Raw genomic sequence first — 24,091 nt, 5'->3', positions numbered from 1 at the left:
CGGCACCCCCCGCCGCGGTCGCCCCGGCGGCTGTGGGCGCCGCGGCCTTCGGCGTCGCGGGCCCGTCCGGCTTCGCGCCGAGCAGTGACTTGCGGCTGAAGTCGCCACCGGCGTGCCGGACCGGTGTGCGCGTGCCGGGGTTCACCGTCTTGCCGGCGTGTGAATCGGGTGTGTACGAGCCGTCCTGCGGGTTGAGCACCACGTGGACGGGTGCCGTACCGGTGTTGTGGAGCGTCACGGTCCGCTCCGTCGACCGGCCCAGCGGCCGGGTGACCCGCAGCGGATCGCCGGAGACGCTGATCCGGCCGGCGCCCAGGCTCCAGTTCTTCCGGGTCACCTGGTCGCGGGCGACGGTGGCCTTCGCGGTCGAAGCGGTGTACGCGCCGTCGGTCACGCCGAGGGTGGTCCGCCCGGAGCGGTCGGCCGCCGAGGCGGGCGCGAAGAGACCAGGTCGGCGCGGTCGTGGAGCAGCCGTACGGACTCCTCGATCGCGAGCGGCAGTCCGTCGGTGTGGCCGCGCAGGAATTCCGCGAACTCCATGGAGACGGGCAGCCCGCCGAGCATCGAGGACACCAGGTGCCGTACCGGCGGTGTCCAGCGGGCCGGGCTCCAGCCGGACGACACCGGCCCGCGCGACCAGCCGGCGCAGCGACGAGTCCGGCGGGACGTCCTCGGACCGGTAGGTGAGGACCAGCCGGGGGCCGCGCTCGCGCCGGGCCTGCAGCAACAGCAGCAGTTCCAGAGTGGTCTCGTCGGCCCAGTGGGCGTCCTCCACCACGAAGAGCCCGACTCCGAGGACGTCGACGAGTTCCACGAGCGCGCGGAGCAGCCGGTGCCGGGAGGCCGAAGCGTCGGGCAACGGCTCGGGGGCGGGCGGCAGTTGTCCGGCCCACTCCGGGAACAGCGGCCGAAGCGCCCCCACGAGTCCGGTGAGCGGCAGGCCGGTGACCTGCCCGGCCAGCCGTCGTACGGCGTCGACGACCGGGCCGAGCGTATACGGCTCCCGGAACGGTGGGCACACCGCGACCAGCGCCGTCTCCCGCCGCAGCCACAGGAGTTCGGGGAGCAGCCGGGTCTTCCCGATGCCCGCTTCGCGCGCGATGACGACGGGCCCTGGCCGTTCGTCGAGGGCGTGGCCGAGCAGCGAGAGATCGCGGTCGCGGCCGACCAGGCGGGGTACGGCGAGGCGTCCTCGTGCCGACGCGTCGGCGGCACGTCTGTCCGCGCTCATCTCCGACTCCGATCCATGCCTGGTGCACATATTCTGCCGGTGATTCCTGCCCCAGGTCATCGCACGAGGGTGCAACTTTTTCTCGTCCGGTGGGGGCGGGCCGGCTGCCCCCGGGCCGGCTCCCGTGTCCCGAACGCGGCGCGAGCCGGTGTCTGTGCTTCGGACGGCCGTCAACCCAAAGGAGCTAAAAGGGAGTTACCCCCCGTGCATCCAGAGCAGGACAAGCGGATGCAGGGTTGCCGCGAGTGCGTGGAATGCCTGTTTGTAGCCGACGGCCATGTCTCGCGGCGCCAGCGCTCGCCAGTCCCCCCAACACAGCCTTCGAGCGACGGCCAGGACCAGTCCGGACCGGTCTCCGGTACGTCGACGGTCAGCAGCGCTGTGGGGATGATCAGTGTCTCTAAGGTTCAGCCCGGGAACGCGCGGCGGACCTACATGCGGGGTGTGTTCTTCGGGGACGGCCGTCATCCCGCCCGGGCCCGCCAGTCCTTTGAAGTGCGCCCGATTCAGAGGTGATTCTGTTCACGAGAACAGGCTCTGCACGCCTTCGTGAGCGATCTCTGCGACGCGCCCTCGTTGGCAGCAATGGCCATGGCGCACAGGTGAGGCGGGATCAACTCAAGACTGTCCCTGTCCCTTCCTCGACCACCAGGAGTTCCGACTGTGAAGACCTTGATCCGCTCTCTGATCCTGACCGCTCTGACTTCAGCATGTGCGTTTTCCCTGGTCGGCCCAGTCCAGGCTGCCACGGCTTCGCCGGCGACGGCCCCCGCCCAGCGATTCCCCGCTCTTCAGGATGAAGGTGATCCTGGCTTCGGCTCGACGAACATGCAGTTCGAAGAGTTCGGCAAGAAGGGCGCCTACGACCACGCCAGGCAGTGGGACGAGGGCACAGGCGGTCAGTGAACTGAGCAACCCGCTGGGCGCGAGGGCCTCGGACCACGTGATCCGAGGCCCTTCGCCGAAGCCCCGTCGGATCAGCGTGCCCCCTCACGTTGTGTGCCAGAACCTGTTCTGTGGACAGAGGCGCAGCGGCGTCCTCGGATTCCCCGTTCGCCACCCGACATCGCCGGCACCGCCTTCATCGCCGTCCAGACCAGCCGGCGACTCCTGACCGGTGTCGTACGAGGCGCCAACGCGGCTTACGGGCCCGGCTATTACGTGGCCGACCGGGCCGGCTTCCTCATGGACACCAGCGCCCGCACCGCCGCCCCCGGGAGCAGCGAGCCCGTGCCCGACACCCCGTAGGCCATCCGGCAACCGGCGTGACCTTCGCATCCCCGGGGAGCGCGTCGCCGCAGCCCGCGCGTTCCGCCGCGACGCCTCCGTCCTCGTCTGCGACGAACCCACCTCGAACCTCGACCCCCTCTTCGAAGAAGGCACCTATCGCACCCTCCTCCAGCACGAGGGCACCTACGCAGCCATCGTGAACCACCTGAGCGTCGGCGGAAAACGGCGGGGCGCATCGAGCCGCATCCCCGTCGAGCGGGAACGCCTGCACTTCACCATGGCACGACTCCGTTGTCGTCGAACATCTGACCAGTGGGGCCGTCGTCGGGAAGAGCCGCCAACCGGATGGCGATCGCCGCGCCCTCCTCGGGGGTCTGAGTACCGCTGAACCCATTGAGGTCGGTGGCCACGTAGCCGGGGCAGGCGTTGTTGATCAGAATGTTGGTGCCGCTCAGCTCCTTGGCGTACTGGATGGTGATGGCGTTGAGGTAGGTCTTCGTCGGCGCGTAGGCCCCGCTGATCCCTCCGAGGTCGACGCCGGGCGTGGTCTGCAGGGCCAGTGAGCCGACATGGCTGGACTGGTTGACGATCCGCGGGTGTGCCGAGCGGCGCAGCAACCGCAGCATCGCGTTGGTGACGCGGATGACACCGATGACGTTGGTCTCCACCAGCCGTCGGACGGTCTTCAGGTCGACGGTCGTCGGCTTCTCCGGCCAACCGCCCGCCACCCCGGCGTTATTGACCAGTACGTCAAGGCGTCCCGCTCGCTCCTCGATCAGCCGCGCCGCGGCGGCCACGCTTTCGTCGTCGGTCACGTCCAGGGACACACCGAACGCGTCGGCACCTGCCGCGCGCAGTTTCGCCACGGCGTCCGTCCTGCGCCGCTCGTCCCGGGCGCCGACACCGACGCTCCAGCCCAACGCGCCCAGCGCGGCAGCGATCTCGTACCCGATTCCCTTGTTCGCGCCGGTGACCAGCGCGATCGTCTTCTCGCTCATGACAGCGAGCATGGCCGCGCTTCGACCACGCACCAACACCACCTCGGTAAGGCACCGATACCCGAGCGACATGGGTCGACCGTCCGCCGCGGCTACTGTGCGGGTATGGAGATACGCGAGCTGCGGTACTTCGTCGCCGTCGCCGAGGAACTGCACTTCGGCAGGGCCGCCCAGCGTCTGGAGATAGCCCAGCCGCCCCTGTCCCGCGCGATCGCCCGGCTCGAACGACGTCTGGGGGTCACCCTGTTGGAGCGCACCAGCCGCAAGGTCACGCTCACCGAGGCCGGCGCCGTACTGTTGTCCGAGGGCCGCGCGATCCTCGGCGCGGTAGCCGCAGCCGAGCGGCGTACCCAGCAGGCCGCGCGAAGGCGCCCCAGCCTGGTCCTCGCCGTCAAAGCCGGCGCCGCAGACGCGTTGTTGGCCAGACTGCTCGATGCCTACCGCGCGGAGCCCGGCGCGGCCACCGTCGATCTCTTGCTGTGTGAGGCGCACCAGCAACAGGAATTGCTGCGGAACGGGCAAGCTGATGTGGCTCTGCTGCATTTGCCATTCGATTCGGCGGTCGGACTCGACACCGAAATCCTGTACACCGAGGGACAGGTGGCGATCCTGCCCGCCTCTCACTCGCTTGCCGGCCGCTCACAGATTCGGACGGCCGAGGTCACCGCGTTGCCGGAGCTCCCGATGGCGCGCTGGCCCGGCTCTGGCGGCAGCTACCCGGAGGGACCGGGCGCAGAGGTGCGGAACCTGACACAGCTCTTCCAACTGATCGCGCTCGGCCGTACCACCGCGATCATTCCCGAGTCCGCCGGTACCGACGACCTGCGCCGGGATCTCACCGCCGTGCCGGTCCTCGACGCACCATCCGTGACAACGGTGATCGCGTGGCCGTCGCAGAGCCGACTCCGCGCGGCCGCCGACCTGGTCCGCGTAGCAGCACGTCTCTGACTGGCCGCTCCGCGTCCGCTCGCGTGGAGAGCGGCCGACTGTTCGGATCGACGGCCGGAAAACCCGTCCAACCGCCCGGCCGTGACCGGCGCGGCCTGCGCTCCGTGAGAGATCGCCTGTACCAGTTGTCGGGTCAAGCCTCCCGGGGCCTTACCCACAGTTCTCTTCCGCTCCACCCCGATACGTCCGGCTTAACACCTCTGGTCCCAAGCCTGGCAGTGCAAGCACCGAGTGCCCTTCCCGGCGACGCTCTCCCCGTCGCGGCACCAGGTTCAGGAGCAGGTACGTATGGGTGGCCACAGGCCGCCGGAATGAGGACAATTCATGCTTTTCACCAAGCGGCGAATGAGTGCAGTGCTCGTCTCCGCCCTCTTCCCTCTGGCCCTGGTGGCCTGCGGTGAGAGCGCCCTCGACAACGGTGACAGCAGCGGGGGCAAGGCGGCGAGCGGCCAGTCCGCGGGCGATTCCGGGCGTGACCCCGGCACGCTCGTGATCGCCGAGATCCCCTCGGAGAACGCCGCGACACAGGCGAAGTCGAACGCTCCCCTCATCAAACTGCTGGAGAAGGAGACCGGCAAGAAGGTCACCGTCCAGAACGTCACGAGCTACGCGGCCGTCATCGAGGCCCAGCGCGTACACAAGGTCGACCTGGCCTTCTACGGCCCTCTCTCGTACGTGGTGGCCAAGGACAGCGGCGTGGACGTCACCCCGATCGGGACGACGGTGGACGCCAAGGGCGGCAGCAGCGCCTATCAGTCGTACGGGATCGTGCCGGGCAAGTCGTCGATCAAGGACCTCAAGGGCTTCAAGGGCAAGAAGGTCTGCTTCGTCGACCCGACCTCCACATCCGGTTACCTCTACCCGAGGACCGGGCTGATCAAGGCCGGTCTGAACCCGGACAAGGACATCAAGACCGTGATGTCCGGCGGTCACGACGCCTCGGCGCTCGCCGTCAAGAGCGGCCAGTGTGACGCGGGTTTCGCCTACGACGACATGGTCGACAAGCTGCTTCCCCAGCAGGGCGAGCTCAAGCCGGGCGACCTGAAGGTCGTATGGAGGTCGGACGAGATCCCGGGCTCGCCCGTCGGCCTCTCGACCGACCTCACCCCGTCGCTCCAGAAGAAACTCACGGACACCTTCCTGACCAAGGCCAACGCGGACTACATGGCCGCCCAGGGGTTCTGCACCGGTCAGAAGGACTGCCTGCCTGACGGCGCCTGGGGTTACCAGAAGTCCGTCGACGCCGACTTCAAGACCATCCGGGACGTCTGCGCCGCTACCAAGGACAAGCAATGCCAGAACGGCTGAGCGGCCTGAGGACGCCCGAAGCTCCGGCGTCGGGCCCGGCGCCCCGCCCGAGCGCGGGGACAGACGCGACGGTACGGGACGACGTCGTGGTGCGGCTGGATTCGCTCACGAAACGGTTCGGTTCCGGCGAAGAGATGATCGTCGCCCTTGACGAGGTCAGCTTCACGGTACGGGCCGGCGAGGTGGTGGCGCTGCTCGGCCTCTCCGGCTCCGGCAAGTCCACACTGCTCCAGCACCTCGACGGGCTGCAGACACCCACGTCAGGTGGGGGCAACGTCCTGGGGACCGAACTGGCCGCCGCTTCGACCGGCCAGCTACGGGCGCTGCGCCGCCGTATCGGGTTCGTCTTCCAGCAGTTCCACCTGGTGGGGCGGCTTACCGTGCTGGAGAACGTCTGCACGGGCGCGCTGGGGCGGCTCCGCGGCCCGCGGATGGGTCTGTTCAGCTACCCCAGGGGCGTCCGTGAGCAGGCACTCGACCGGCTCGGCGAAGTGGGCCTCGTGGACTGGGCGTTCCAGCGGGCCGATACCCTGTCCGGCGGCCAGCAGCAGCGGGTCGCCGTGGCGCGCGCACTGATGCAGGAGCCGAGCATGCTGCTCGCCGACGAACCGGTCGCCTCGCTCGACCCCGAGTCCTCGGGGCAGATCATGCGCCTGCTCAAGGATGTCGGCCGCAGCCGACATCTGACCGTCCTGTGCAGCCTGCACCAGGTGGATCTGGCGCTGTCCTGGGCCGACCGGATCATCGGACTCCGCGACGGCCGGGTGGTGCTCGACGTACCCACCGAAGGCATCAGCCGCGACGAGGTCATGCGGCTCTACTCGGCCGTGGGCGAGGACCGGGCAGGCCGGGACGGACTCTCCGTCCCGGTGGGGGCCCTGTGAGCGCCCACGCGCCACTGGTCGGCAAACCCATCAGGACGAAAAGGCCGTCTCCGATACCCACGGGAGACGGCGGGACCCGCAGGACACTGGCGCGTCCCCGCCCCTCCGGGCTGCTGGCCGGGCTTGCCCTGCTGATCTGTCTCGGCGGCGGGATCTGGTCCTTCGTGGACCTGAAGATCAATGTCAGCACGATCATCGACAGTGCCCACAACGCTGCCGATTTCACCCGGCGGATGTTCCCGCTGGACTTCCCGCCGGCCGGTGAACTGTTCCATCTGATCTGGCTGACCTTGGCCATCGTCGTGTCGGCCACGCTGGTCTCGGTGGTCATCAGCATTCCGCTGGCTCTGCTGGCGGCGCGCAACACCACACCGTTCAAGGGCGTGCGGCCCGTCGTCCGCGCGCTGATCGTGCTGGCCCGCGCCATCTCCGACGTGATCTTCGCCATCTTCTTCTTCCGCGTCTTCGGACTCGGCGGCATGACCGGTGTGCTGGCGATGGGGATGCATTCCGTGGGCATGGTCGGAAAGTTGTACGCCGACTCCATCGAGGCGGTCGACGAAGGGCCGCGCCGGGCGATCCGGGCCACCGGCGCCTCCCGCCCGCAGGAACTCCTCAGCGCGGTGCTCCCACAGGTCCTGCCCTCTCTCGTGGCCACGGCTCTGCACCGGCTCGACATCAACCTGCGTACCTCCGTGGTGCTCGGCTACGTCGGTGTGAACGGGCTCGGCTACGCGCTCTACATCGGCATCGGCCAGATCGACTACCGGCGTGCGATGGCACTCGCGCTCGTACTGCTCCTGATGTGCTTCGTCGTGGAGGCCGTCTCGGGCGTCATCCGCCGGGCCCTGCTGCGGGATTCGGGCGTCCAGGTACGCCACGGGTTCCTGCGGCGGAAACTGCGCGGACTCCGGCCGGTCGTGCGCGAAGCGGCGCCGGGCGGGGTCCTGGAACACCGGACACCGGTGTCGCGGTCGGCTCCGGTCGGGCGGGCGTCCACCGCGTCAGGACGTGGCACGGGCCGGCGCACCTCCCCCCGGTGGAGCGTTCAGCGGGTTCGCCGTTCGGTCTGGGCGCTCCTGGCTGTGGCCCTGGTGGTCGCGGCGCTTCCCGGTGCGGGCGTCTCGGTCCGGTTGTGGTTCGAGGACGCCCCCAACATCGGCCCGTCCCTCGCGCACTTCTTCCCGCCGCGGGCCGGCGGGATGTTCGGCATCCTCCTGTCCGATCTGTGGACGACCGTGGAGATCGCCTTCGCCGGGACATTCATCGGCCTGGTCCTGGCACTCCCACTCGGTACGCTGGCCGCACGCAACATCGCACCGTCCCCCGCCGTGGCCAGGATGATGCGGACCGTCATCCTGTTGATACGTGCCGTCCCCGAGCTGGTCCTGGCCATCGTCTTCGTGGTGGTCACGGGACTCGGCCCGGTCGCCGGTGTGCTGGCGCTCGGCGTCGGCTCCGTCGGACTTCTCGGCAAACTGGTGGCCGACTCGCTGGAGGAGTTCGATCCCGGACCCACCAGGGCGGTGCTCGCTTCCGGCGCGTCCCGCTGGCAGTTGTTCTTCTCCGCGATACTGCCGCGGGCCTGGCCCACGGTGATCGCTCACATGCTCTTCCAGCTCGACACGAACATCCGGGCCGCCACCCTGCTCGGCATCGTCGGCGCCGGGGGGATCGGATACCGACTCCTGGACGCGGCGCGTGTTCTCCAGTTCCAGACCGTGACCACCATCGTCCTGATGCTCCTCGCGGTCGTGCTCCTGGTGGAAGGACTCGCCGTCTGGCTACGCCGTGTCTACACGTGACGGTCCGCGCGTGACGGGTCCCTACGTGACGTGTCGGCGGCGGGCAGAACGAGCAACAACCGTTCCAGTTGTTCACCAGGTGCGGGGTGGAACGTTGAATGCCGTGCGGTTGTCCGGACAATTCGCAGGAGCAAGCTTCCTGATGTGGCCAATCAAAGCCGATATGTCGAGATAGCCAATCTTGTCGCCGCTGAGATCGCCGATCGTCCTGCCGGAACCAGAGTCGCCAGCGAACACGAGATCGCGGCCCGGTTCGGAGTCGGCCGGGCGGCCGCGCGGGCGGCGGTCCAGGAACTGGAGAGCCGCCTCCTGGTACGCCGGACACGCGGCGCGGGGACCTTCGTCAACCGTCCGATCGACTACGTCCTCTCGCAGGCGAAGTCACCCTCGATGCACGAGACGATCCGACAGGCGGGCAGTACGCCCCGCACCGTCGTGCGCGACGTGCGGCCGCTGCCGTTGACCGGCTCCCTGGCGGCCCGACTCGAACGGCCCGAGGGATCCCCGGCCCATCTGCTGATCAGGCAGTCATATATCGACGGACTGCTCAGCGGCTGGACCAACGAGTGGATCCCCACCGATGTGCTGCCCGAGGTCAGTACCGCCGTGCACGCCGTCGAATCGCTTGACGCCATCCTGCGCCAGATGTGCGGGGCGCAGCCGGTCAGAGCGTGGTGCCGAGTCAGCTACACACTGCCGGAACCCGACATCGCGGCGAACCTCGAAACGGAGTCGGGCCGGCCGGTCTGGCTGGTCGAAAGCCTGAGCCGGGACCTGCGCACCGGCAGGGCGCTGATGTGCAGCAGCACATGGAGCCGCCCCGACAGCACCCGGATCATCGTCGAGATGGACGGGCCATGGAAGCAACCGGAGGGAACAGAGCATGGCCGACACGCTGACACGTGAGCAGCGATCCGAACTGCTGGCCGCCGCCGATCACGAGGAGATCGTCCCGCTCGCGGAACGGCTCGTCGCCGAGGGCGTCACCTCGGACCTGACGGTGGTGCGGCCACCGGAAGTCGGCATGGTCGTGCTCCAGGTACGCGAGCCGGTCGAGGAATCCCGCTTCTACCTGGGCGAGGTGCTCGTCACCGAGTGCTCGGTCGAGATCGCGGGTGTACCCGGCTGGGCCATGCGCGCCGGGGACGACCGGGTGGCGGCCCTGGCCGCGGCACTGCTCGACGCCGTCGCGGCGGCGCGTCTGCCCGCCCTCGCCGAGATCGACGCGCTCTGCGGGCGGATCGCCGACCGACAGGCCGGACGGGACGCCGCCGAGTGGGTCGAAATCCGGTCCACCACTGTCTCCTTCGAGGAATTGACGTGACCGACACACTGCTGACCACCCCCTCCGTACTCGGTGCCGGCGCCCGAATCGGCGCGCTGCGGCGCGGCGCTCGTGAGTCGCAGCGCGACTTCACGACCCTGCTCGACGTGCTCGCCAGGCCCGGCAAGATCGGCCGGCTCGACGTCCCCGACGCGGTGCCTGCCGCCGCGGCGGCTGCCTGCGGGCTCATCGACGTAGAGGTGACGCTCCACGTACTCACCGCCGAGGGCGAGGACGCGCGGGGGTGGGGCGACGCCGTGCACGCCGCGACCAGCGCTCCGCGTGCCGAACTGGACGCGGCCAGAACAGTGGTGGCCCTGCGACCGCTGAGCGGGGCGGAGATCGCCGTGCTGCACAGGGGCGACGCGCTCAACCCGGAGCAGGGCGCCAGGCTGTTCGCCGCTGTCGACACGCTGACCGACGGGGGGAGCGCGGGCGGCGTCCTCGCCGACGGGGAGACGGTTCTCCTGCTGAGCGGCCCCGGAGTCCCGGGCGAGCGGCGCTTCGGCGTCCGCGGCCTGCCGATGGCGGTGATCGAGGCGCTGACCGCTGTCAACAGCGGTTTCCCACTCGGGGTTGACACCTTCCTGGTGGCCGCCGACGGCGCCGTGACGGGTCTGCCGCGCACGACGAGGGTCCGTGTCGAAGTGGCGGGTGGCTGACCATGGGGTATTCGGGTGTACGCGGCGGCCAGGAGGCCATCGCCGCCGCCGAGCGGCTGGTGGAAGAGGCCCGCTACGGAGGGAGCAGCTCCTGGCTGGAGCTGGAACAGATCACGGAACGGATGCCGTTGGCGGTCGACCGGGTCATGGGGGAGGGCGGCCTGTGGGCTCCCGAACTCACCGCCCGCGCCATCCGCCAGTCGCAGGGCGACCTGCTCGAAGCGGCGCAACTGCTGCGTGCGCACCGTTCCACCCTGCCGCGTCTTGCCTACAGCACACCTGTCTCCACCGATGAGTTGAGGGTTGCCCGGCGTATCAGCCCGGCGTTCCGCAACCCGCCGGGCGGCCAGATCCTCGGCCGCACCCTCGACTATGTGGCACGGCGTCTGGACCTCACACCGGAGCCCGAGGGGAGGGCCCGCGACGAGTCGGTCCGCGCCGACCGCGTCAGTGCGGAGGAGACGGGCGCGGACGGCGTGGGTATGGACGGTGGGGGAGCGGACGGCGCGGGAGCGGACGGCGCGGGCAGGGAGCGTCCGTCCGGCCGAGCCGGGGCCACTACCGACACCGAAGGCCCAGATGTTCCGCGCGCGTGCGGGTCCGGGGCGATTCCGGTCTCCAGCGGCGTCGTCGAGGCCCTGCGGGACCAGGGACTGCTGACGGGAGGGCCGGTTCCCGCAGATCCGGAACCCTTCGACATCACCAGGGCACCCGCGCGCCCCGGAACCCCCCGCTCGGCCCGGTTGTCGGCGATGGCCCGTGCGGAGACCGGCTCCCTCATCCACCTGTGGTACGCGTCAGGGCGCCGACCCGAGCACAGCGGACCGGAGATTCCGCTCGAACTGCGCCGCGGCAGGCTGCCGGTCAGGGTGACACACCCGTGCACCGGAAACCCCGTCACCGTCGCGGCCGCGGCGGTCACCGAGACCCGGACGATCCGCGGCGCCGGTCTGCCGGAAGAGGATCACACCAGGTTCGACGTCGGCTACGGCCTCTGCTTCGGCGACAACGAGGCCAAGGCACTCGCCATGGCCGGGCTCGACCTGCTGGTCCGCCGGGACCCGGAGACCGACGGCCTGGAACAGAAGGTGCTGATCCACTTGGACGGCCCCGAGTCCTCGGGCTTCCTCGAACACCTCAAGCTCCCGCACTACGTGGACTTCCGCTCCACCCTCGAACGCATCCAGGCAGTGCACGCCACCTCAGGAGGTGCGCGATGAGCGCAGGGCAGCCGAACACCCTCCAGGAAGCGGTCACCGCCGCGGAGCGGTTGGTGGAAGAGGCCGGCCGCGACAGGAGAAGTCCGTGGCTGGAGCTGGAGCAGATCGCCGAGCGGCTGCCGCTGGCCGTCGATCGCGCCATGGGCGAGAGCGGGCTGTGGGCGCCCGAGCTGGCGGCCCGCGCCATTCGCCAGGCACAGGGCGACCCGTTGGAGGCCGCTCAACTGATCCGCGCCCACCGTTCCACCCTGCCGCGTCTGGGCCGCGGTCTGCCCGTCAGTACCGACGAGCTGAGGGTGACCCGGCGTATCAGCTCGGCGTTCCGCAACCCGCCCGGCGGACAGGTCCTCGGCCGCACCCTCGACTACGTGGGGCGCCTGCTCGACCTGCTTCCTGAGGACGAGGGCCGCTCCAGGGTCTCCGGATCGACGGCGGCCGGCGGGGCGAACGGCCACGACCACAGCGGCCACCAGCACCTTCACGAGCAGCCGCGTCAGCAGGCGCGTCAGGGCTCCGAGGAGCACACCCACGGCCTCGGCACCCCCGTGTCCGCCCCGGCCGCATCCGTGGAGCGGACACCCGCGAACCTGCTGTCGGTCCTGCGGGGCATGGACGTCGTCCGGCCCGTCGGTGCCGCGGCCGATCCCGCCCCGTACGACGTCACCCGCACCCCCGCGCGTTCCGACGCGCCGCGCTCCGCCTGGTTGCAGACCATGGCACGCGCGGACACCGGTTCGCTGATGCACATGTGGTACGGCAACAGTCTGCGATCGGGCGGTCATGAGATTCCCGGTGAGGTGAGGCACGGCACCCTCTCCCTGTCGGTGCCGCATCCGTACACGGGACAACCGGTGGCGGTCACCCGGGTACGCGTCAGCGAGGTGCAGACCTTCCACAGCGTCGCCCGCGCCGGGGAACTCGCCCGCACCCTGGATGTGGGGTACGGGCTGTGCCTGGGCCACAACGACCGCAAGGCGATCTCCATGGCGGGGCTCGACCTGCTGCTCGTCCACCACGAGCCGGACTCGGCCATCCACCGCGAGGTGCTCTTCACCCTCGACGGCATGGACTCCACCGGTTACGCACGGCATCTGAAACTGCCCCACCACGCGGAGTTCCGCTCGCTCGTCGAGCGCGCACGGGCCGTAACGGCCGTACGGAACGGGGCCATTGAAGACGGAGACAAGGAATGACAACGACGACCCTCCACTCCCTGGCGGGCCCGGCGGACCGGCCAGGAATCTTCGACGAGCTGTCAAGAAGGGAGATCCGCAGGGCTGTTCTGAGTGGAATCGCCATCCCCGGCTACCAAGTCCCCTTCGGCTCACGTGAGATGCCCGTCGCCCGTGGCTGGGGCTCCGGTGGCCTCCAGGCCACTCTCGCCCTCGTCGGCGAGGACACCCGGCTCAAGGTGATCGACCAGGGGGAGGACGCCGGCGTCAACGCCTCGAATCTGCGCAGGCTCGTGGTGAACCACGTGGGCTGCGAGGAGGAGAGCGACACCCGCGCCGCAGATGTCATCCAGTCCAGGCATCGCATCCCCGAACAGCCGCTGCGCGAGGGGCAGGTGCTCGTTCTCCAGGTCCCGGGAGCGGAACCGCTGGCCGGCATCGTTCCCGAGATGCACGAACAGCGGCGTATGCATGCCGAAGCCGACTACTCGAAGATGTGGGTCAGGCTCTACGAGGACGTGGTGCGCAACGGCCTGATCACCACCGGGGCCGGCTACCCGGTCATGGTGGAGGGGCGTTACATCATGACCCCCAGCCCCATCCCCCGCTGGGACGTACCGAAGCTCAACAACTCCGACGCCGTCACCATCCTGTCGGCGGGTCGCGAGAAGCGCATCTTCGCGGTGCCTCCACACACCCACGTCGAGCCGCTGACCTTCGAGGACCGCCCCTTCGAGGTCGAGTTCACGCCCGGCGCCGCCTGCCGCCTGTGCCGGTCGCAGGACACCTACATCGTCCAGGAGCCCGCCAGGGACGGCGGGTTCACCACCTGGGTGTGCTCCGACACGGACTTCTGCCGGCGCCGCAGGACGGGCGAAGCCCCTGCCTCCACACACGTCGGGACACCCGCGGCGCATGCCCAGGCACTCACACAGGAAGAGGCGACCCAGTCATGAACACCACCACAGCCGTCGCCCCCGTCCCGGCCGGGGTCAGGCCCGGCTGGGCGCTGAAGGTCTCCGGCCTCGGCAAGATCTACGGGGACCAGGGACCGAGGTCCCTGGAAGGCACCGGGCCCGCGTTCGCCACCGCTGTCTCCCCGGCCACCGGGGCCGTCGTCGCCGCCTGGGACGTCGCCTTCGACGTGGCGCCCGGCGAGGCGCTGGGCATCATCGGCGAGTCCGGCTCCGGCAAGTCGACAGTGATGCGGTGCATCGCGGGTGACGAACAGGCCACCGCCGGCACGATCGCCCTGCGTGGCGTCGAGAACGGCACAGTGAACATCAGGGATCTCTCCCCTTCGGCCAGGCGGCGTCTGCGCCTGGACCAGATCTCCACGGTGTACCAGGATCCGGCCGCGGGACTGAACCTCAACATCAGTGCGGGCGGCAACATCGCCGATCCGCTGACCGCCATCGGCTGGCGCGACTACGGGCGGATCCGCGCCAGGGCCGCCGACCTGCTGGCCCGTGTGGAGGTCCCGCTCTCGCGCATGGACGACGCGGTGCGGACCTTCTCCGGTGGTATGCGCCAGCGCGTGCAGATCGCCAAGGCGCTCGCGACCGACCCGCCCGTACTGCTGCTCGACGAGCCCACCACCGGACTCGACGCTTCGGTCGCCGCCGGAGTGCTCGACCTGCTGCGCGTCCTGCTCGAAGAGACGGGTGTGGCGGCCGTGGTCGTCTCGCACGACTTCGGAGTCATCGAGATGCTCACCCGGCGGGTGCTCGTCATGCAGCACGGCCGAGTCGTGGAGGCCGGTCTGACCGACCAACTGCTCGAGGATCCCCAGCAGCCGTACAGTCAGCAACTCGTCTCCGCGGCCCGGGGCTGATGGTGATGACCACGAACATGATCACGATCACCGAGAAGACCAGCGAGAAGACCACCGAGGAGGTCGTCGAGAGGACGACCCCGACGACCACCGAGAAGACCGTCAAGAGGACCTCGGAGAAGATCACTCCGACCACCACCGAGAAGATCACCGAGACGGTCACCGAGCGGACCACGGCGCTGCCCCTCGCGGAAACAGCCGCCATGACCACCGCCGCCGCCTCCACAGCCACGGCGGAACCGCGCGCGTCCGGCGCTCCTGCCGGAGATCTCCCCGCGGGGGCTCTGCCGGGCAGCGTGCTCTCCGTACGGGGCCTGCGCAAGGACTTCACCCTGCACACCATCGACGGACGGGTCGTCGAAGCCCTGCACGGTGTGGATCTCGACGTCTCGCCCGGCGAGCACGTCGCCCTCGCCGGAACGTCCGGCGCGGGCAAGTCGACACTGCTGCGCTGCGTCTACCGCACCTATCTGTCCGGCAGCGGCAGTATCTGGTTCCGCACCGCCGGGGGTGAGCGCGTCGACATCGCCACACTGCCCGATTCCGACATCGCGGATCTGCGCGGCAAGGAGATCGGCTACGTGTCGCAGTTCCTCCGTCCGCAGCCGCGCCGCTCGGTGCTCGACATCGTCACCGCCTCCGGAATCGCGCGCGGCATGCACCGGGCCGACGCCAAAGAGGCGGCGGCCCAGGCGCTGCGACAGGTCGACATCGCCGAGAGGCTCTGGGACATGCACGCCACCGTGCTGTCCGGTGGCCAGAAGCAGCGCGTCAACATCGCCGCGGGCACGATCTCCCCGCCGCGCCTGCTGCTTCTCGACGAGCCGGTCTCCGCGCTCGACCCGGCCAACCGGGCCGCCGTACTGGAGACCATCGCCCGCTTGGAGGAGACAGGCACCGCGGTGCTCTCGGTCTTCCACGACCTGGACGCCATCGAACGTCTCGCCACCCGGGTGGTGGTGCTCGGCTCCGGCCGGGTGCTGGCCTCAGGAAGCCCGGAAACCATCCTGCACGACGTGAACCTGCCCTTGGAGGTGGCTCGATGAGCCGGTACGTATTCGCCCACGCGAGGGCTGTGCTGCCCGACAGGATCCTGGACGACGCGACAGTCGTCGTCGAGGACGGCCTGATCGTGGAAGTGACAGGACCCACCCCGGGCCCGGTGCCCTCCGAGGCCCTCGACCTGCGCGGCGCGCTGCTGCTGCCCGGTGTCGTCGACACCCACAGCGACGCGCTGGAGAAGGAGCAACGCCCGCGCCCCACTGTGGAGTTCCCTCCGGACTTCGCTGTGTCCAGCTACGAGGGCCGAGCACGCGCCGCAGGCGTCACCACGATGTACCACGGAATCAGCTACCAGACACATCTGGGCAAGGACCGCACCCTGGAGAGGTCGTTGGGCCTCTCGGAGGCGCTGCGGGAACGGGTCGCCGGGGGAGTGGGACTGATCGACCACCGTGTTCTCTACCGGCTCGACGCGCGCGACCCGGAGGCTCTCGTCGTGTTGCGGAAGGCGCTCTCCGAACTGCCGGACAGGGACGGTGTGCTGCCCCTGGTGTCGTACCAGGACCACACTCCGGGCCAGGGCCAGTACACCGACGTCGACTCGTTCCGCAGCATGATCGCGGAACAGGAGAAGATCAGCGAGGCCGACGCCCAGCAGTACATCGACAGCCGGATCGCCGAGCGGGACGAGAGCCTCGCACAGCGTGAGATCACTCTCGGCTGGCTGAGTGAGGAGGCGCTGGCAGGCCGGATCCGGCTCCTCGCCCACGACGTGGTGACAGCGGAGGAGATCGCGCACGTCTACACGGCGGGAGCGGCGGTCGCGGAGTTCCCCACCACCGCCGAGGCTGCCGAGGCGGCGAGGGCCGTCGGCATGCAGGTGGTGGCCGGAGCACCCAACGTACTGCGCGGGGGATCGCACAGCGGCAACGTGGGAGCCATCCAACTGGTCGCCGCCGGCGTGGTCGACAACCTGTCCAGCGACTACATGCCGACCACCCTGCTGGCCGCGGTGATGCGACTGGCGGACCAGGGTGTCCTGCCGCTGCCCGCCGCGGTACGCCTCATCACCTCGGGCGCCGCGACGACAGCAGGCCTGAACGACCGCGGCGCACTGGTACGGGGCATGCGCGCCGACCTGGTCGCGGTGACCGGTGACGTACGGCAGCAGACCGTACGCATGACCCTGCTGGCCGAGGAGACACGCGACAGCGCCCCGCTGTCCGCGGCGGCGCACCTGACCCCGACGGGACGCTGACGGATGACCGACAGGACCAGCACACAGGGCGACGCCGCGGGGCGGGTCAGTCCCGTACTGACCGCGACGGCCGAGGCGGCCCGAGCGGCCTACGCCGACGCGAGGAACCGGTTCGACCGGGCGACGCTCGCCGAGACCGTGGCCCAGGGCGCCGACGGCACCCCCACGATGCGCATCGACCGGATCGTGGAGGACGCCATCCTCAAGGCGCTCGACGGCCTTCCGCCGGTCAACGTCCTTTCTGAGGAGACCGGTTGGATCGACCGGGGGAGCGACATCTCGCTCGTGATGGACCCGCTCGACGGCTCCGCCAACGGCGCCGCCGGTGTCCCGCTCACCGCGTTCGCCGGGGTGATCGCGGTGGGCGACGAGTTCACCGAGGCACTCACCGTGTGGCTGGACACGGGACGCTCCTGGTGGGCCCACAAGGACAGCGCGACTCCCTACCGCACCTCCGGGCGCACCGAGCTGACCGGCGCCGCGCTGTCCATGCTGCGCCCGCACATCGCCAACCCCGGTGCGGCGGCGGCGTGGTGGGCGGCGGCCGAGCGAGCTGCCCGGGTCCGCATCCTGTCGACCACGTGCCTGGAAGCGGCATTGGTCGCCGACGGTTCCATCGACGCGTTCGCCGACGCCTGCTCCGACACCCACCGCCTCGTGGACCTGGCGGCCGCCGTGGTCATGGTGACCGCGGCCGGCGGAGCGGTACGCGACGTCCACGGCCGGCCGGTGGATTTCGACACCGACCTCACCCGCCGCTGGAGCGGGGTGATCGCCGCCACGCCACAACTCGCCGACGAACTCGCCGAGGTGCTGTCTTCCGCGCAGCGCGCGGCCGGGTAGCCCTTCCCCGGGTCGGGTGGCGCCCTGCCGGGGGTGGGCGCGCTCGCGGGCGCCCGCGAGCCACGGAACAACGCACATGCGGAGTCGAACTGGGCTGCGGCTACGGTGAATCGACTGTGGATCAGACCTGCTCGCCGCTGTGTGCCGTGACCGCCCGCCCATGCCTGACAGCGGACAGCCGGTCTGATCAGGCCATGCGTTCACCCGCCTCGGCCGAGCACGACCGGCTTGCGGGTGGCGGAAAGCCAAGGCGCACTGCCTTCCGGCACGCCCTTCGCAGGCTTCTCTCCAGGCTTGCGCACCATCACCCCGGGGCTGTCGGACGGGGGTTTCCGAGCAACAGCCGGCGAACGGGAGGTGGCTGATAGACGATCATCTCGCCCCACAAAAAAGTTCTTTAACCTTCCAGTACTTCGCATCGCCATGTCATGATCTCGTCATACCTCCGCCGCCCCCCCCGGCGGACGTGCCGAGACGTGTCCAGGAAGGACGACCCCCCACATGCGTGCTCCCTTTATATCCAAGCTCGCCATCGCGGTGACCATCGTGACCGCGGCCTCTGCCTCGATCACGGCGACGGCGATGGCGAGCCCCGCGCCCCACAGCGTCAGCACCCAGGCGGCCTCCCAGGCGACGGTCGCCCACGCCGCCAGCGCCGCCGCCTTCGCGCGCGAGACCGAGACCGGCCTCTCCAGATGGAGCGGCCTGGTCGCCACGGACGTCATGGTCGATCAGAGCGGCAAGCAGCACGTCCGGTTCTCGCAGACGTACCGCGGGCTCCCCGTCGTCGGTGCCGACATCGTTGTCCACCTCACACCGGGCTCGAAGTACCTCGGTGTGACGCGCGCCGCCGACAAGCCGGTCTCGGTGCCGTCCGTCGCCGCGAAGCTGACGGTGAAGCAGGCGCAGTCCAAGGCCGCCTCGGCCGTGCAGAAGGGGGCCGCGGCGGCTCCCCGTCTGCTCGTGAACGTCCAGGACGGCAAGAGCGTCCTCGCCTACCAGGTCACGGTCACCGCCGGCGGCGACGTGGCCACCTCCCACTCGGTGGTCGTCGACGCGGGCACGGGCAGCGTAGTCAGCAACGTCAGCACCATGGACGAGTTCATCTCGCCGAAGGTGCGGCAGAAGCTCAAGGCGCAGGGTGAGCGCGCCACGCCGTCCCTGACCGGACGGACCGCCACACCGAAGGCCCAGAGCCCCGCACTTCGGCTCCCCTCGCCCGCAGTCGGCAGCGGCGCCTCCATGTACAACGGCACGGTGACGCTCAACACCACGCAGACCGCGACGAACCAGTACACCCTCGTCGACACCACGCGCGGCCAGACGGAGATCAGGAACGACAAGAACAGCTTTCTGGCGGACCCGTTCAACGACGCCACCGTCATGACCGACTCGGACAACAAGTGGGGCAACGCCACCACGTCCGACATCAACACCGCCGGCGTGGACGCCCAGTACGGGCTGACCAAGACCTTCGACTTCTACAAGAACACGTTCGGCCGCGACGGCATCAGGGATGACGGCGTCGGTCCGCAGGGCGCCGTCCACTACGGGCAGAACTACGGCAACGCCGGATGGTCGGACGACTGCTGGTGCATGATCTACGGTGACGGTGACGGCGTGACGTTCACCAAGCCGCTCACCCAGCTCGACGTCACCGGTCATGAGCTGACGCACGGCGTGGTGGCGTCCACGGCAGGGCTGCAGGGCACGTTCGTCGGTGAGCCGGGCTCCCTCAACGAGTCGCTGGCCGACATCTTCGGCAGCAACGTGGAGTTCAGCTCGAAGACCGCCGCCGAGTCCCCGAACTACCTCATGGGTGAGCAACTCGGCCTTTCGCAGGGCTTCCTGCGCCGGCTCGACCACCCGTCGCTGGACAAGCTCGAGGGCGCCGTCGACTACTGGAGCACGAACGCTCCGCAGACCGAGGTGCACGCCGGCTCCGGCGTCTCCTCGCACGCCTACTACCTGCTGGCCGAGGGCAGCGGGAGCAAGACCATCAACGGCATCCAGTACAACTCGGCGACGTTCGACGGCTCCACGGTCACGGGCATCGGCCGGGAGAAGGCGACGGCGATCTTCTACCAGGCCCTGACCAGGTACATGGTCTCCACCACGGACTTCCACGACGCCCGCACCGCGACTCTCCAGGCAGCGGCGGACCTGTACGGCCAGGGCGGCACGGAGTACAACACCGTCGACAAGGCGTGGGCGGCGGTGAACGTCACCGCGTCCAACGGCTGATCACCCCTCCTGGGAGGTGGGGCGACCGCGCGAGCGGCCCGCCCCGGCCGGTGGCTGGGAAGCGACGACAACTGCCCATGTCAGGGCAGTTGCGACCAGATGTCTCGTCGTGGTCGCTCGCTGCCCCACCTTCCTGAGACGCGCGCGGGGAGTGAGACGGGAGGTGTGCCCGCCTCGTTCCTGCCTCTGACAGGGCCCCGTCAGGGCTCCGGCATCGGCGCGCGGCAGGCGGTCTGCCCCGTACTCCGTGTCCGGGAGTGCGGGGCCCGCGCGTCGCCAACGCCTCGATCAGCTCGGTCAGGTCATCGAGCCGTGGCAGCACGTGCCGGGGAGGACAGCCCGACGGACCGCCGCAGTTCACACCTGCCCTCCTGATCCGGGTCCACGGGGCCGATGCCTCCCGCGCCCGGGGCGAGCCGCTGGATGTGGTCGCCGTTCGCGAAGGGCTTCCAGGGCCCCGAGCGGGAACCCCTCGGGTGCGGCGTAGCCCACGTCGTCCGGGGCGTGCTCGTCGTCGAAGAGGTAGCCGTAGACCTCCCGTTTCTCGCGGTTCAGCGCCCTCTCGTCGGTGGTCGTCGGACAGGTCCGGCCCGCGTCGGTGACGGCGGCCGACCAGTCGAGAGCCGCCGACCAGGGATCGTCGCCGTCGATCGGACAGGCCTTCTCGACCCGGGCGGCGTCGGGGTGGCCCGGACCTCCGTGGCGCCAGACTGCCCGGAGTCGAACTCACATCTGCCGGCCCGATCACAGTGGCGGCTCTGGGCGGTGCGGACCTCAGGCACGCGGACCTCAGCGACGCGAACCTCAACCGAGCTGACCTCGCCCGCGCTGACCTCGGACGTACGTTCCTGTTCAATACGAACCTGAGCGGCGTGAACCTGAACGGCCAAGGCCTGGTCCAAAACAGATCTGAGCGGCGCGGGCCTGTTCGGTGCGGAGCGCCGGGTGAACATGGCCTTCCCCGGGCACTACGAGGTCGACGGTCTGGGCTCAGTCACGGGCGCGGCAGGGCTGTTCGGCTTCGAACAGGGGTGGAGCATGGCGGTCGACAACCCGTTCACGGTGCGGTGGGACGCTGCCCAGCGCGGGACGCCGGAGCAGTTGGCATACTCGCGGACGGCCGCCTACGACGACGAAGCCTGCCCTTCCGCCCGGACCTGCGAGGGCACCCCGCTCAGGGCCTCATGACCCTCGCAGGGTCAACGCGGAGCTGCACTAGGAGAGGGATCTCACCTCCTCGGGAGTGATGACCTCGACAATGCCTCGCGCCGCCAAGTGCGCGGCGTCACCGGCATGTTCGGAGAGTACGGTCGTGGGCCTCACTCCGCGCTCGCTCAGGAGCATGAACGCCTCGAACACGGAACCACCGGGGGCACAGACCGACAACTTCGGCGCGGCATCGGGATCTCCGGTGTCCACCACCAGGGCGGTGGTGCGCGGAGCCGGAGACTCACCCCGCTCACGGATGTTCTTGATGAGCCGTGAGATGCCCTGGCCGGCGGGCTTGACCTCGCGGTCGTTGGTGAGCAGGCCGAGACTGTACTCGAGCTCGGGGAAGTCCGCGAGCTGCCGGTCCACGTCGTGGGAGCACCACCAGGTGACCCCCCAGACATCGGGGCAGTCCAGGGCGGAGACGATCGTCGCTTCGGCGAACTCGGCCGCGTAGGAGGCCGGGATGTAGGGGGCGGGCGCCCCGACCTCCTGGAGCCACACCGGCCGGCCCGGCCCGTCCGCCCACGCCTTGGACAGTTCGATCAGGTAGGCGGCGTGCTGGGAGGTGGCCGTCGACTGTGTTCCGTAGGTCTGGGCGGTTCCGTTGAACACCCACGAATGGATCGCGGTCGCCCCGCCCAGGCGCGAGCACTGGGCCGGGGTGAACGGGTGTCCGTCCTGGTACCAGGCAGCGTCGTACTCCGCGTGCACGTGCAGCCTGCCGGGGGCGCCGCTCTCGCACGCCTCAAGCATGCGCGTCAGCCAGGAGTGGGCCTGCTGCGGCGTGATCCGGTCCGGATCCGGGTGCGGCTTGCTGGAGAACTGATTGACCTCGTTGCCCACCGTCATGCCGATGAAGTTGGGGCGGTCCGCGAGGGCCGCGGCCAGCGTGCGCAGGTACTCGGCCTCCGCGTTGACCACGTCAGGATCGGTGAACATGTTGCGCCGGTGCCAGGTCTGGGTCCACGACGGCTGGAAGTCGAAGCTGGAGAGATGGCCCTGCAGCCCGTCGACGTTGACGTCGAGACCGTGCTCGGCCGCGGCGTCCACGAGCTGTACCAACTGCTCGACCGCGCGCGGCCTGATCAGCGTGCGGTTGGGCTGGAAGAGCGGCCACAGCGGAAAGACCCGTATGTGGTCGAGTCCGAGGGCCGCGATGGAGTCCAAGTCGGCCTTGACGGAAGTCAGGTCGAAGTCGAGCCAGTGGTGGAACCAGCCTTCGGACGGTGTGTAGTTGACGCCGAAGCGCGGCGTTCGGGGCATCAGCGCGTGGGGCGCGCTGCTCTCAGCAGTCATGCGCGTGGGGAGTCCTTGGGTAGAACGGAGGGCCCGACGACCCGCGAGGTGGGCGCACGGATTGCGAGCACACCCCTTTCCTTCACTGTGGGCCGAGCTGAAACATATCGATGAGGAGTAGTGGTTTGCCGGGTCTTGCGACGTGCAACTAAAACGCTTTATAGTCCTCCAGGTCAAGCGCCTTAGTTCTGCTCACCAAGACGCGGCCCGGGCAAACGGATTCCAGGAGGCGCAAGGATGGGTGCGGGACAGGCCTCGGACAAAATGGTGCCCCCGGCGGGCCGGCGTACGAGGCGTATCCCGGCGCGCCGGCCCACGATGAAGGACATCGCTCGTCGTGCGGGGGTGTCCGAGAGTGCGGTCTCCTTCGCGCTCAACGACCGTCCCGGCGTCTCGGAGGCCACCAGGGACCGGGTCCGCCGAGTCGCCGAACAGCTCGGCTGGCGAGCGGATTCGGCCGCCAGGGCGCTGTCGGGGGAGGGGGCCGGCACCGTCGGTCTCGTACTGGCCAGGCGGGCGCACACCTATGGCGTGGACTCGTTCGTACTGGAGCTCATCTCGGGAATCCAGCAAGTGCTCGCCGACTACCAACTCGGGCTGCTTTTCCAGATGGTGGAGGACATCGACGCCGAATGCGCGACGTACAGACGCTGGTGGGCCGAGCGACGCGTGGACGGCGTGCTCGTTGTCGACCCGCGCAAGGCCGACCCGCGTCCCGAACTGCTCGACGAACTAGGCCTGCCCGCCGTGGTCATCGGCAGCACTCCGGAGCGGCCGGGGACGGAGGCCACCCTCAACCCGGCGCTCTCCACGATCCACGCCGACGACGCCGCCGCGATGGCTCGCGTCGTCACGCACCTGTACGAGCTGGGGCATCGCCGGATCCTGCACATCTCGGGGCTGGCCGATCTGGTGCATACCGAGCGACGCATCCACTCCCTGGCCAGGGAGTCGGAGCGCCTCGGGCTCAGTGACGTACGCTCCGTCGCCACTGACTACTCCAGTGCGGAGGGCGCGGCGGCGACCCAACAGGCCCTGGACGGCGACTGCGTGCCGACGGCGATCATCTACGACAATGACGTGATGGCCGCGGCCGGGCTGGCGCTGGCCACCAGCAGGGGGCTGTCCGTCCCCCGCGACCTGTCCATCGTGGCGTGGGAGGACTCGCTCATCTGCCGGATGGTCCATCCCTGGCTGACCGCCCTGGCCCGGGACACCGTCGCACTCGGCAAGAGCGCGGCGGAGGAACTGACGGCGCTGATCGAGAGCGGGCCGGCCAGGAACGTGGAGGTTCCGCTGCCAGAACTCATCCTTCGCGAGAGTACCGCGCCGCCCCTCGTCCGTTCCGCCGCACCGTAAAAAGGCGGCCCCTCGGTCCCCTGGAGGCGGCCTCTCCCAGTAGTGGCACTCGCGCACAGAGCGACACCTCCGTCCGTCTTATGCGCGTCACGCGTGGGTGGCGCGTACGCGTGCGCCTTGTGGGCCGTATTCGTGCCGCCCGGATTTCCCCAACTGTCGCTGTGGGTCATTCATTCGGAACTGTGAGGTAAGGCAGCTATTCCCGGTGGCCGACCCGCTGCGGGCGCCGCTTTGACCGCCGCTTCCGATATGACTACGACC

At 69.6% G+C, this 24,091-nt stretch carries 22 protein-coding genes and 1 pseudogene; 20 read left to right on the top strand and 3 right to left on the bottom strand.

Annotated features, from left to right (window positions below):
* A partial coding sequence (locus QR77_RS43015; RefSeq protein ID WP_160310866.1) for an AAA family ATPase occupies nucleotides 1-1,231 on the bottom strand: 1,231 nt, incomplete at its 3' end.
* A gap of 663 nt (nucleotides 1,232-1,894) precedes the next feature.
* Between QR77_RS43015 and QR77_RS00255 the strand changes: the two genes are divergently transcribed.
* Both QR77_RS00255 and QR77_RS00250 read left to right on the top strand, forming a co-directional pair.
* Complete coding sequence (locus tag QR77_RS00255; RefSeq protein ID WP_040019113.1) at nucleotides 1,895-2,137, top strand: hypothetical protein; 243 nt, start codon at nucleotides 1,895-1,897, stop codon at nucleotides 2,135-2,137.
* A gap of 93 nt (nucleotides 2,138-2,230) precedes the next feature.
* Nucleotides 2,231-2,479: a hypothetical protein gene (locus tag QR77_RS00250; RefSeq protein ID WP_040019112.1), complete on the top strand. Its 249-nt coding sequence runs from the start codon at nucleotides 2,231-2,233 to the stop codon at nucleotides 2,477-2,479.
* Between the two features lie 254 nt (nucleotides 2,480-2,733).
* Here QR77_RS00250 and QR77_RS00245 read toward each other — a convergent pair whose 3' ends face one another.
* The gene (locus QR77_RS00245) at nucleotides 2,734-3,471 is read right to left on the bottom strand and encodes an SDR family NAD(P)-dependent oxidoreductase (protein ID WP_040019111.1); all 738 of its coding nucleotides are present in this window, start codon (nucleotides 3,469-3,471) and stop codon (nucleotides 2,734-2,736) included.
* Nucleotides 3,472-3,564: 93 nt separating this feature from the next.
* Between QR77_RS00245 and QR77_RS00240 the strand changes: the two genes are divergently transcribed.
* From QR77_RS00240 to QR77_RS49940, 17 genes and pseudogenes are all read left to right on the top strand, one after another.
* Nucleotides 3,565-4,407 carry a LysR family transcriptional regulator gene (locus QR77_RS00240; protein ID WP_040019110.1) on the top strand — a complete coding sequence of 281 codons (843 nt, stop codon included), beginning with the start codon at nucleotides 3,565-3,567 and terminating at the stop codon, nucleotides 4,405-4,407.
* A gap of 345 nt (nucleotides 4,408-4,752) precedes the next feature.
* Entirely contained in the window at nucleotides 4,753-5,715 is a 963-nt protein-coding gene (locus QR77_RS00235) for a phosphate/phosphite/phosphonate ABC transporter substrate-binding protein (protein ID WP_078877724.1), read from the top strand.
* Nucleotides 5,700-6,599: a phosphonate ABC transporter ATP-binding protein gene (gene phnC / locus QR77_RS00230; RefSeq protein ID WP_078876397.1), complete on the top strand. Its 900-nt coding sequence runs from the start codon at nucleotides 5,700-5,702 to the stop codon at nucleotides 6,597-6,599. The genes QR77_RS00235 and phnC overlap by 16 nt, the downstream gene beginning before the upstream one ends.
* Nucleotides 6,596-8,404, top strand: coding sequence for a phosphonate ABC transporter, permease protein PhnE (phnE, locus tag QR77_RS00225; protein ID WP_236710476.1), 1,809 nt, complete (start codon nucleotides 6,596-6,598; stop codon nucleotides 8,402-8,404). Before phnC ends, phnE begins: the two co-directional genes overlap by 4 nt.
* A gap of 144 nt (nucleotides 8,405-8,548) precedes the next feature.
* The gene (locus QR77_RS00220) at nucleotides 8,549-9,310 is read left to right on the top strand and encodes a GntR family transcriptional regulator (RefSeq protein ID WP_040019108.1); all 762 of its coding nucleotides are present in this window, start codon (nucleotides 8,549-8,551) and stop codon (nucleotides 9,308-9,310) included.
* A complete protein-coding gene (gene phnG / locus QR77_RS00215) occupies nucleotides 9,288-9,728 on the top strand; it encodes a phosphonate C-P lyase system protein PhnG (RefSeq protein WP_040019107.1) in 441 nt (146 codons plus the stop codon). Before QR77_RS00220 ends, phnG begins: the two co-directional genes overlap by 23 nt.
* Nucleotides 9,725-10,390, top strand: coding sequence for a phosphonate C-P lyase system protein PhnH (gene phnH, locus QR77_RS41955; protein ID WP_052488406.1), 666 nt, complete (start codon nucleotides 9,725-9,727; stop codon nucleotides 10,388-10,390). The genes phnG and phnH overlap by 4 nt, the downstream gene beginning before the upstream one ends.
* Nucleotides 10,391-10,392: 2 nt before the next feature.
* Complete coding sequence (locus QR77_RS00205; RefSeq protein ID WP_040019106.1) at nucleotides 10,393-11,610, top strand: carbon-phosphorus lyase complex subunit PhnI; 1,218 nt, start codon at nucleotides 10,393-10,395, stop codon at nucleotides 11,608-11,610.
* Nucleotides 11,607-12,803 (top strand): carbon-phosphorus lyase complex subunit PhnI, encoded by a 1,197-nt coding sequence (locus tag QR77_RS00200; RefSeq protein ID WP_040019105.1) that lies wholly within the window; start codon nucleotides 11,607-11,609, stop codon nucleotides 12,801-12,803. Before QR77_RS00205 ends, QR77_RS00200 begins: the two co-directional genes overlap by 4 nt.
* A complete protein-coding gene (locus tag QR77_RS45695) occupies nucleotides 12,800-13,738 on the top strand; it encodes an alpha-D-ribose 1-methylphosphonate 5-phosphate C-P-lyase PhnJ (RefSeq protein ID WP_052488405.1) in 939 nt (312 codons plus the stop codon). The genes QR77_RS00200 and QR77_RS45695 overlap by 4 nt, the downstream gene beginning before the upstream one ends.
* Complete coding sequence (locus tag QR77_RS45690; RefSeq protein WP_052488404.1) at nucleotides 13,735-14,616, top strand: ABC transporter ATP-binding protein; 882 nt, start codon at nucleotides 13,735-13,737, stop codon at nucleotides 14,614-14,616. The genes QR77_RS45695 and QR77_RS45690 overlap by 4 nt, the downstream gene beginning before the upstream one ends.
* 5 nt (nucleotides 14,617-14,621) lie before the next feature.
* Nucleotides 14,622-15,662: an ATP-binding cassette domain-containing protein gene (locus QR77_RS00185; RefSeq protein WP_201778775.1), complete on the top strand. Its 1,041-nt coding sequence runs from the start codon at nucleotides 14,622-14,624 to the stop codon at nucleotides 15,660-15,662.
* Nucleotides 15,659-16,876 (top strand): alpha-D-ribose 1-methylphosphonate 5-triphosphate diphosphatase, encoded by a 1,218-nt coding sequence (locus tag QR77_RS00180; protein WP_078876394.1) that lies wholly within the window; start codon nucleotides 15,659-15,661, stop codon nucleotides 16,874-16,876. Before QR77_RS00185 ends, QR77_RS00180 begins: the two co-directional genes overlap by 4 nt.
* 3 nt (nucleotides 16,877-16,879) lie before the next feature.
* Nucleotides 16,880-17,719, top strand: coding sequence for an inositol monophosphatase family protein (locus QR77_RS00175; protein ID WP_040019104.1), 840 nt, complete (start codon nucleotides 16,880-16,882; stop codon nucleotides 17,717-17,719).
* 501 nt (nucleotides 17,720-18,220) lie between these two features.
* Nucleotides 18,221-19,963 (top strand): M4 family metallopeptidase, encoded by a 1,743-nt coding sequence (locus QR77_RS00170; protein WP_040019103.1) that lies wholly within the window; start codon nucleotides 18,221-18,223, stop codon nucleotides 19,961-19,963.
* Between the two features lie 749 nt (nucleotides 19,964-20,712).
* Nucleotides 20,713-20,823: pseudogene (locus tag QR77_RS48030) on the top strand (pentapeptide repeat-containing protein); the annotation flags it as partial.
* An 85-nt stretch (nucleotides 20,824-20,908) separates the two neighbouring features.
* Nucleotides 20,909-21,151, top strand: a complete 243-nt coding sequence (locus QR77_RS49940; RefSeq protein ID WP_040019102.1) for a hypothetical protein — start codon at nucleotides 20,909-20,911, stop codon at nucleotides 21,149-21,151.
* Between the two features lie 27 nt (nucleotides 21,152-21,178).
* Here the strand turns inward: QR77_RS49940 and QR77_RS00160 are convergent, their stop codons facing one another.
* A complete protein-coding gene (locus QR77_RS00160) occupies nucleotides 21,179-22,438 on the bottom strand; it encodes a glycosyl hydrolase (RefSeq protein WP_040026990.1) in 1,260 nt (419 codons plus the stop codon).
* Nucleotides 22,439-22,735: 297 nt separating this feature from the next.
* On the opposite strand from QR77_RS00160, the gene QR77_RS00155 reads away from it, so the two are divergent.
* Entirely contained in the window at nucleotides 22,736-23,830 is a 1,095-nt protein-coding gene (locus tag QR77_RS00155; RefSeq protein WP_040026989.1) for a LacI family DNA-binding transcriptional regulator, read from the top strand.
* The last annotated feature ends 261 nt before the right edge of the window (nucleotides 23,831-24,091 follow it).

Source organism: Streptomyces sp. 150FB (genome assembly GCF_000818195.1).
Classification (GTDB): Bacteria; Actinomycetota; Actinomycetes; order Streptomycetales; family Streptomycetaceae; genus Streptomyces.
This window is presented reverse-complemented; position numbering and strand designations above follow the sequence as displayed.

Coding starts and splice junctions, on each gene's coding strand:
- QR77_RS00245 (WP_040019111.1), bottom strand. CDS start 3,471: ATGCTCGCTGTCATGAGCGAGAAGACGATCGCGCTGGTCACCGGCGCG.
- QR77_RS00240 (WP_040019110.1), top strand. CDS start 3,565: ATGGAGATACGCGAGCTGCGGTACTTCGTCGCCGTCGCCGAGGAACTG.
- QR77_RS00235 (WP_078877724.1), top strand. CDS start 4,753: ATGAGTGCAGTGCTCGTCTCCGCCCTCTTCCCTCTGGCCCTGGTGGCC.
- phnC (WP_078876397.1), top strand. CDS start 5,700: ATGCCAGAACGGCTGAGCGGCCTGAGGACGCCCGAAGCTCCGGCGTCG.
- phnG (WP_040019107.1), top strand. CDS start 9,288: ATGGCCGACACGCTGACACGTGAGCAGCGATCCGAACTGCTGGCCGCC.
- QR77_RS00205 (WP_040019106.1), top strand. CDS start 10,393: ATGGGGTATTCGGGTGTACGCGGCGGCCAGGAGGCCATCGCCGCCGCC.
- QR77_RS00200 (WP_040019105.1), top strand. CDS start 11,607: ATGAGCGCAGGGCAGCCGAACACCCTCCAGGAAGCGGTCACCGCCGCG.
- QR77_RS45695 (WP_052488405.1), top strand. CDS start 12,800: ATGACAACGACGACCCTCCACTCCCTGGCGGGCCCGGCGGACCGGCCA.
- QR77_RS45690 (WP_052488404.1), top strand. CDS start 13,735: ATGAACACCACCACAGCCGTCGCCCCCGTCCCGGCCGGGGTCAGGCCC.
- QR77_RS00185 (WP_201778775.1), top strand. CDS start 14,622: ATGACCACGAACATGATCACGATCACCGAGAAGACCAGCGAGAAGACC.
- QR77_RS00180 (WP_078876394.1), top strand. CDS start 15,659: ATGAGCCGGTACGTATTCGCCCACGCGAGGGCTGTGCTGCCCGACAGG.
- QR77_RS00175 (WP_040019104.1), top strand. CDS start 16,880: ATGACCGACAGGACCAGCACACAGGGCGACGCCGCGGGGCGGGTCAGT.
- QR77_RS00170 (WP_040019103.1), top strand. CDS start 18,221: ATGCGTGCTCCCTTTATATCCAAGCTCGCCATCGCGGTGACCATCGTG.
- QR77_RS00160 (WP_040026990.1), bottom strand. CDS start 22,438: ATGCCCCGAACGCCGCGCTTCGGCGTCAACTACACACCGTCCGAAGGC.
- QR77_RS00155 (WP_040026989.1), top strand. CDS start 22,736: ATGGTGCCCCCGGCGGGCCGGCGTACGAGGCGTATCCCGGCGCGCCGG.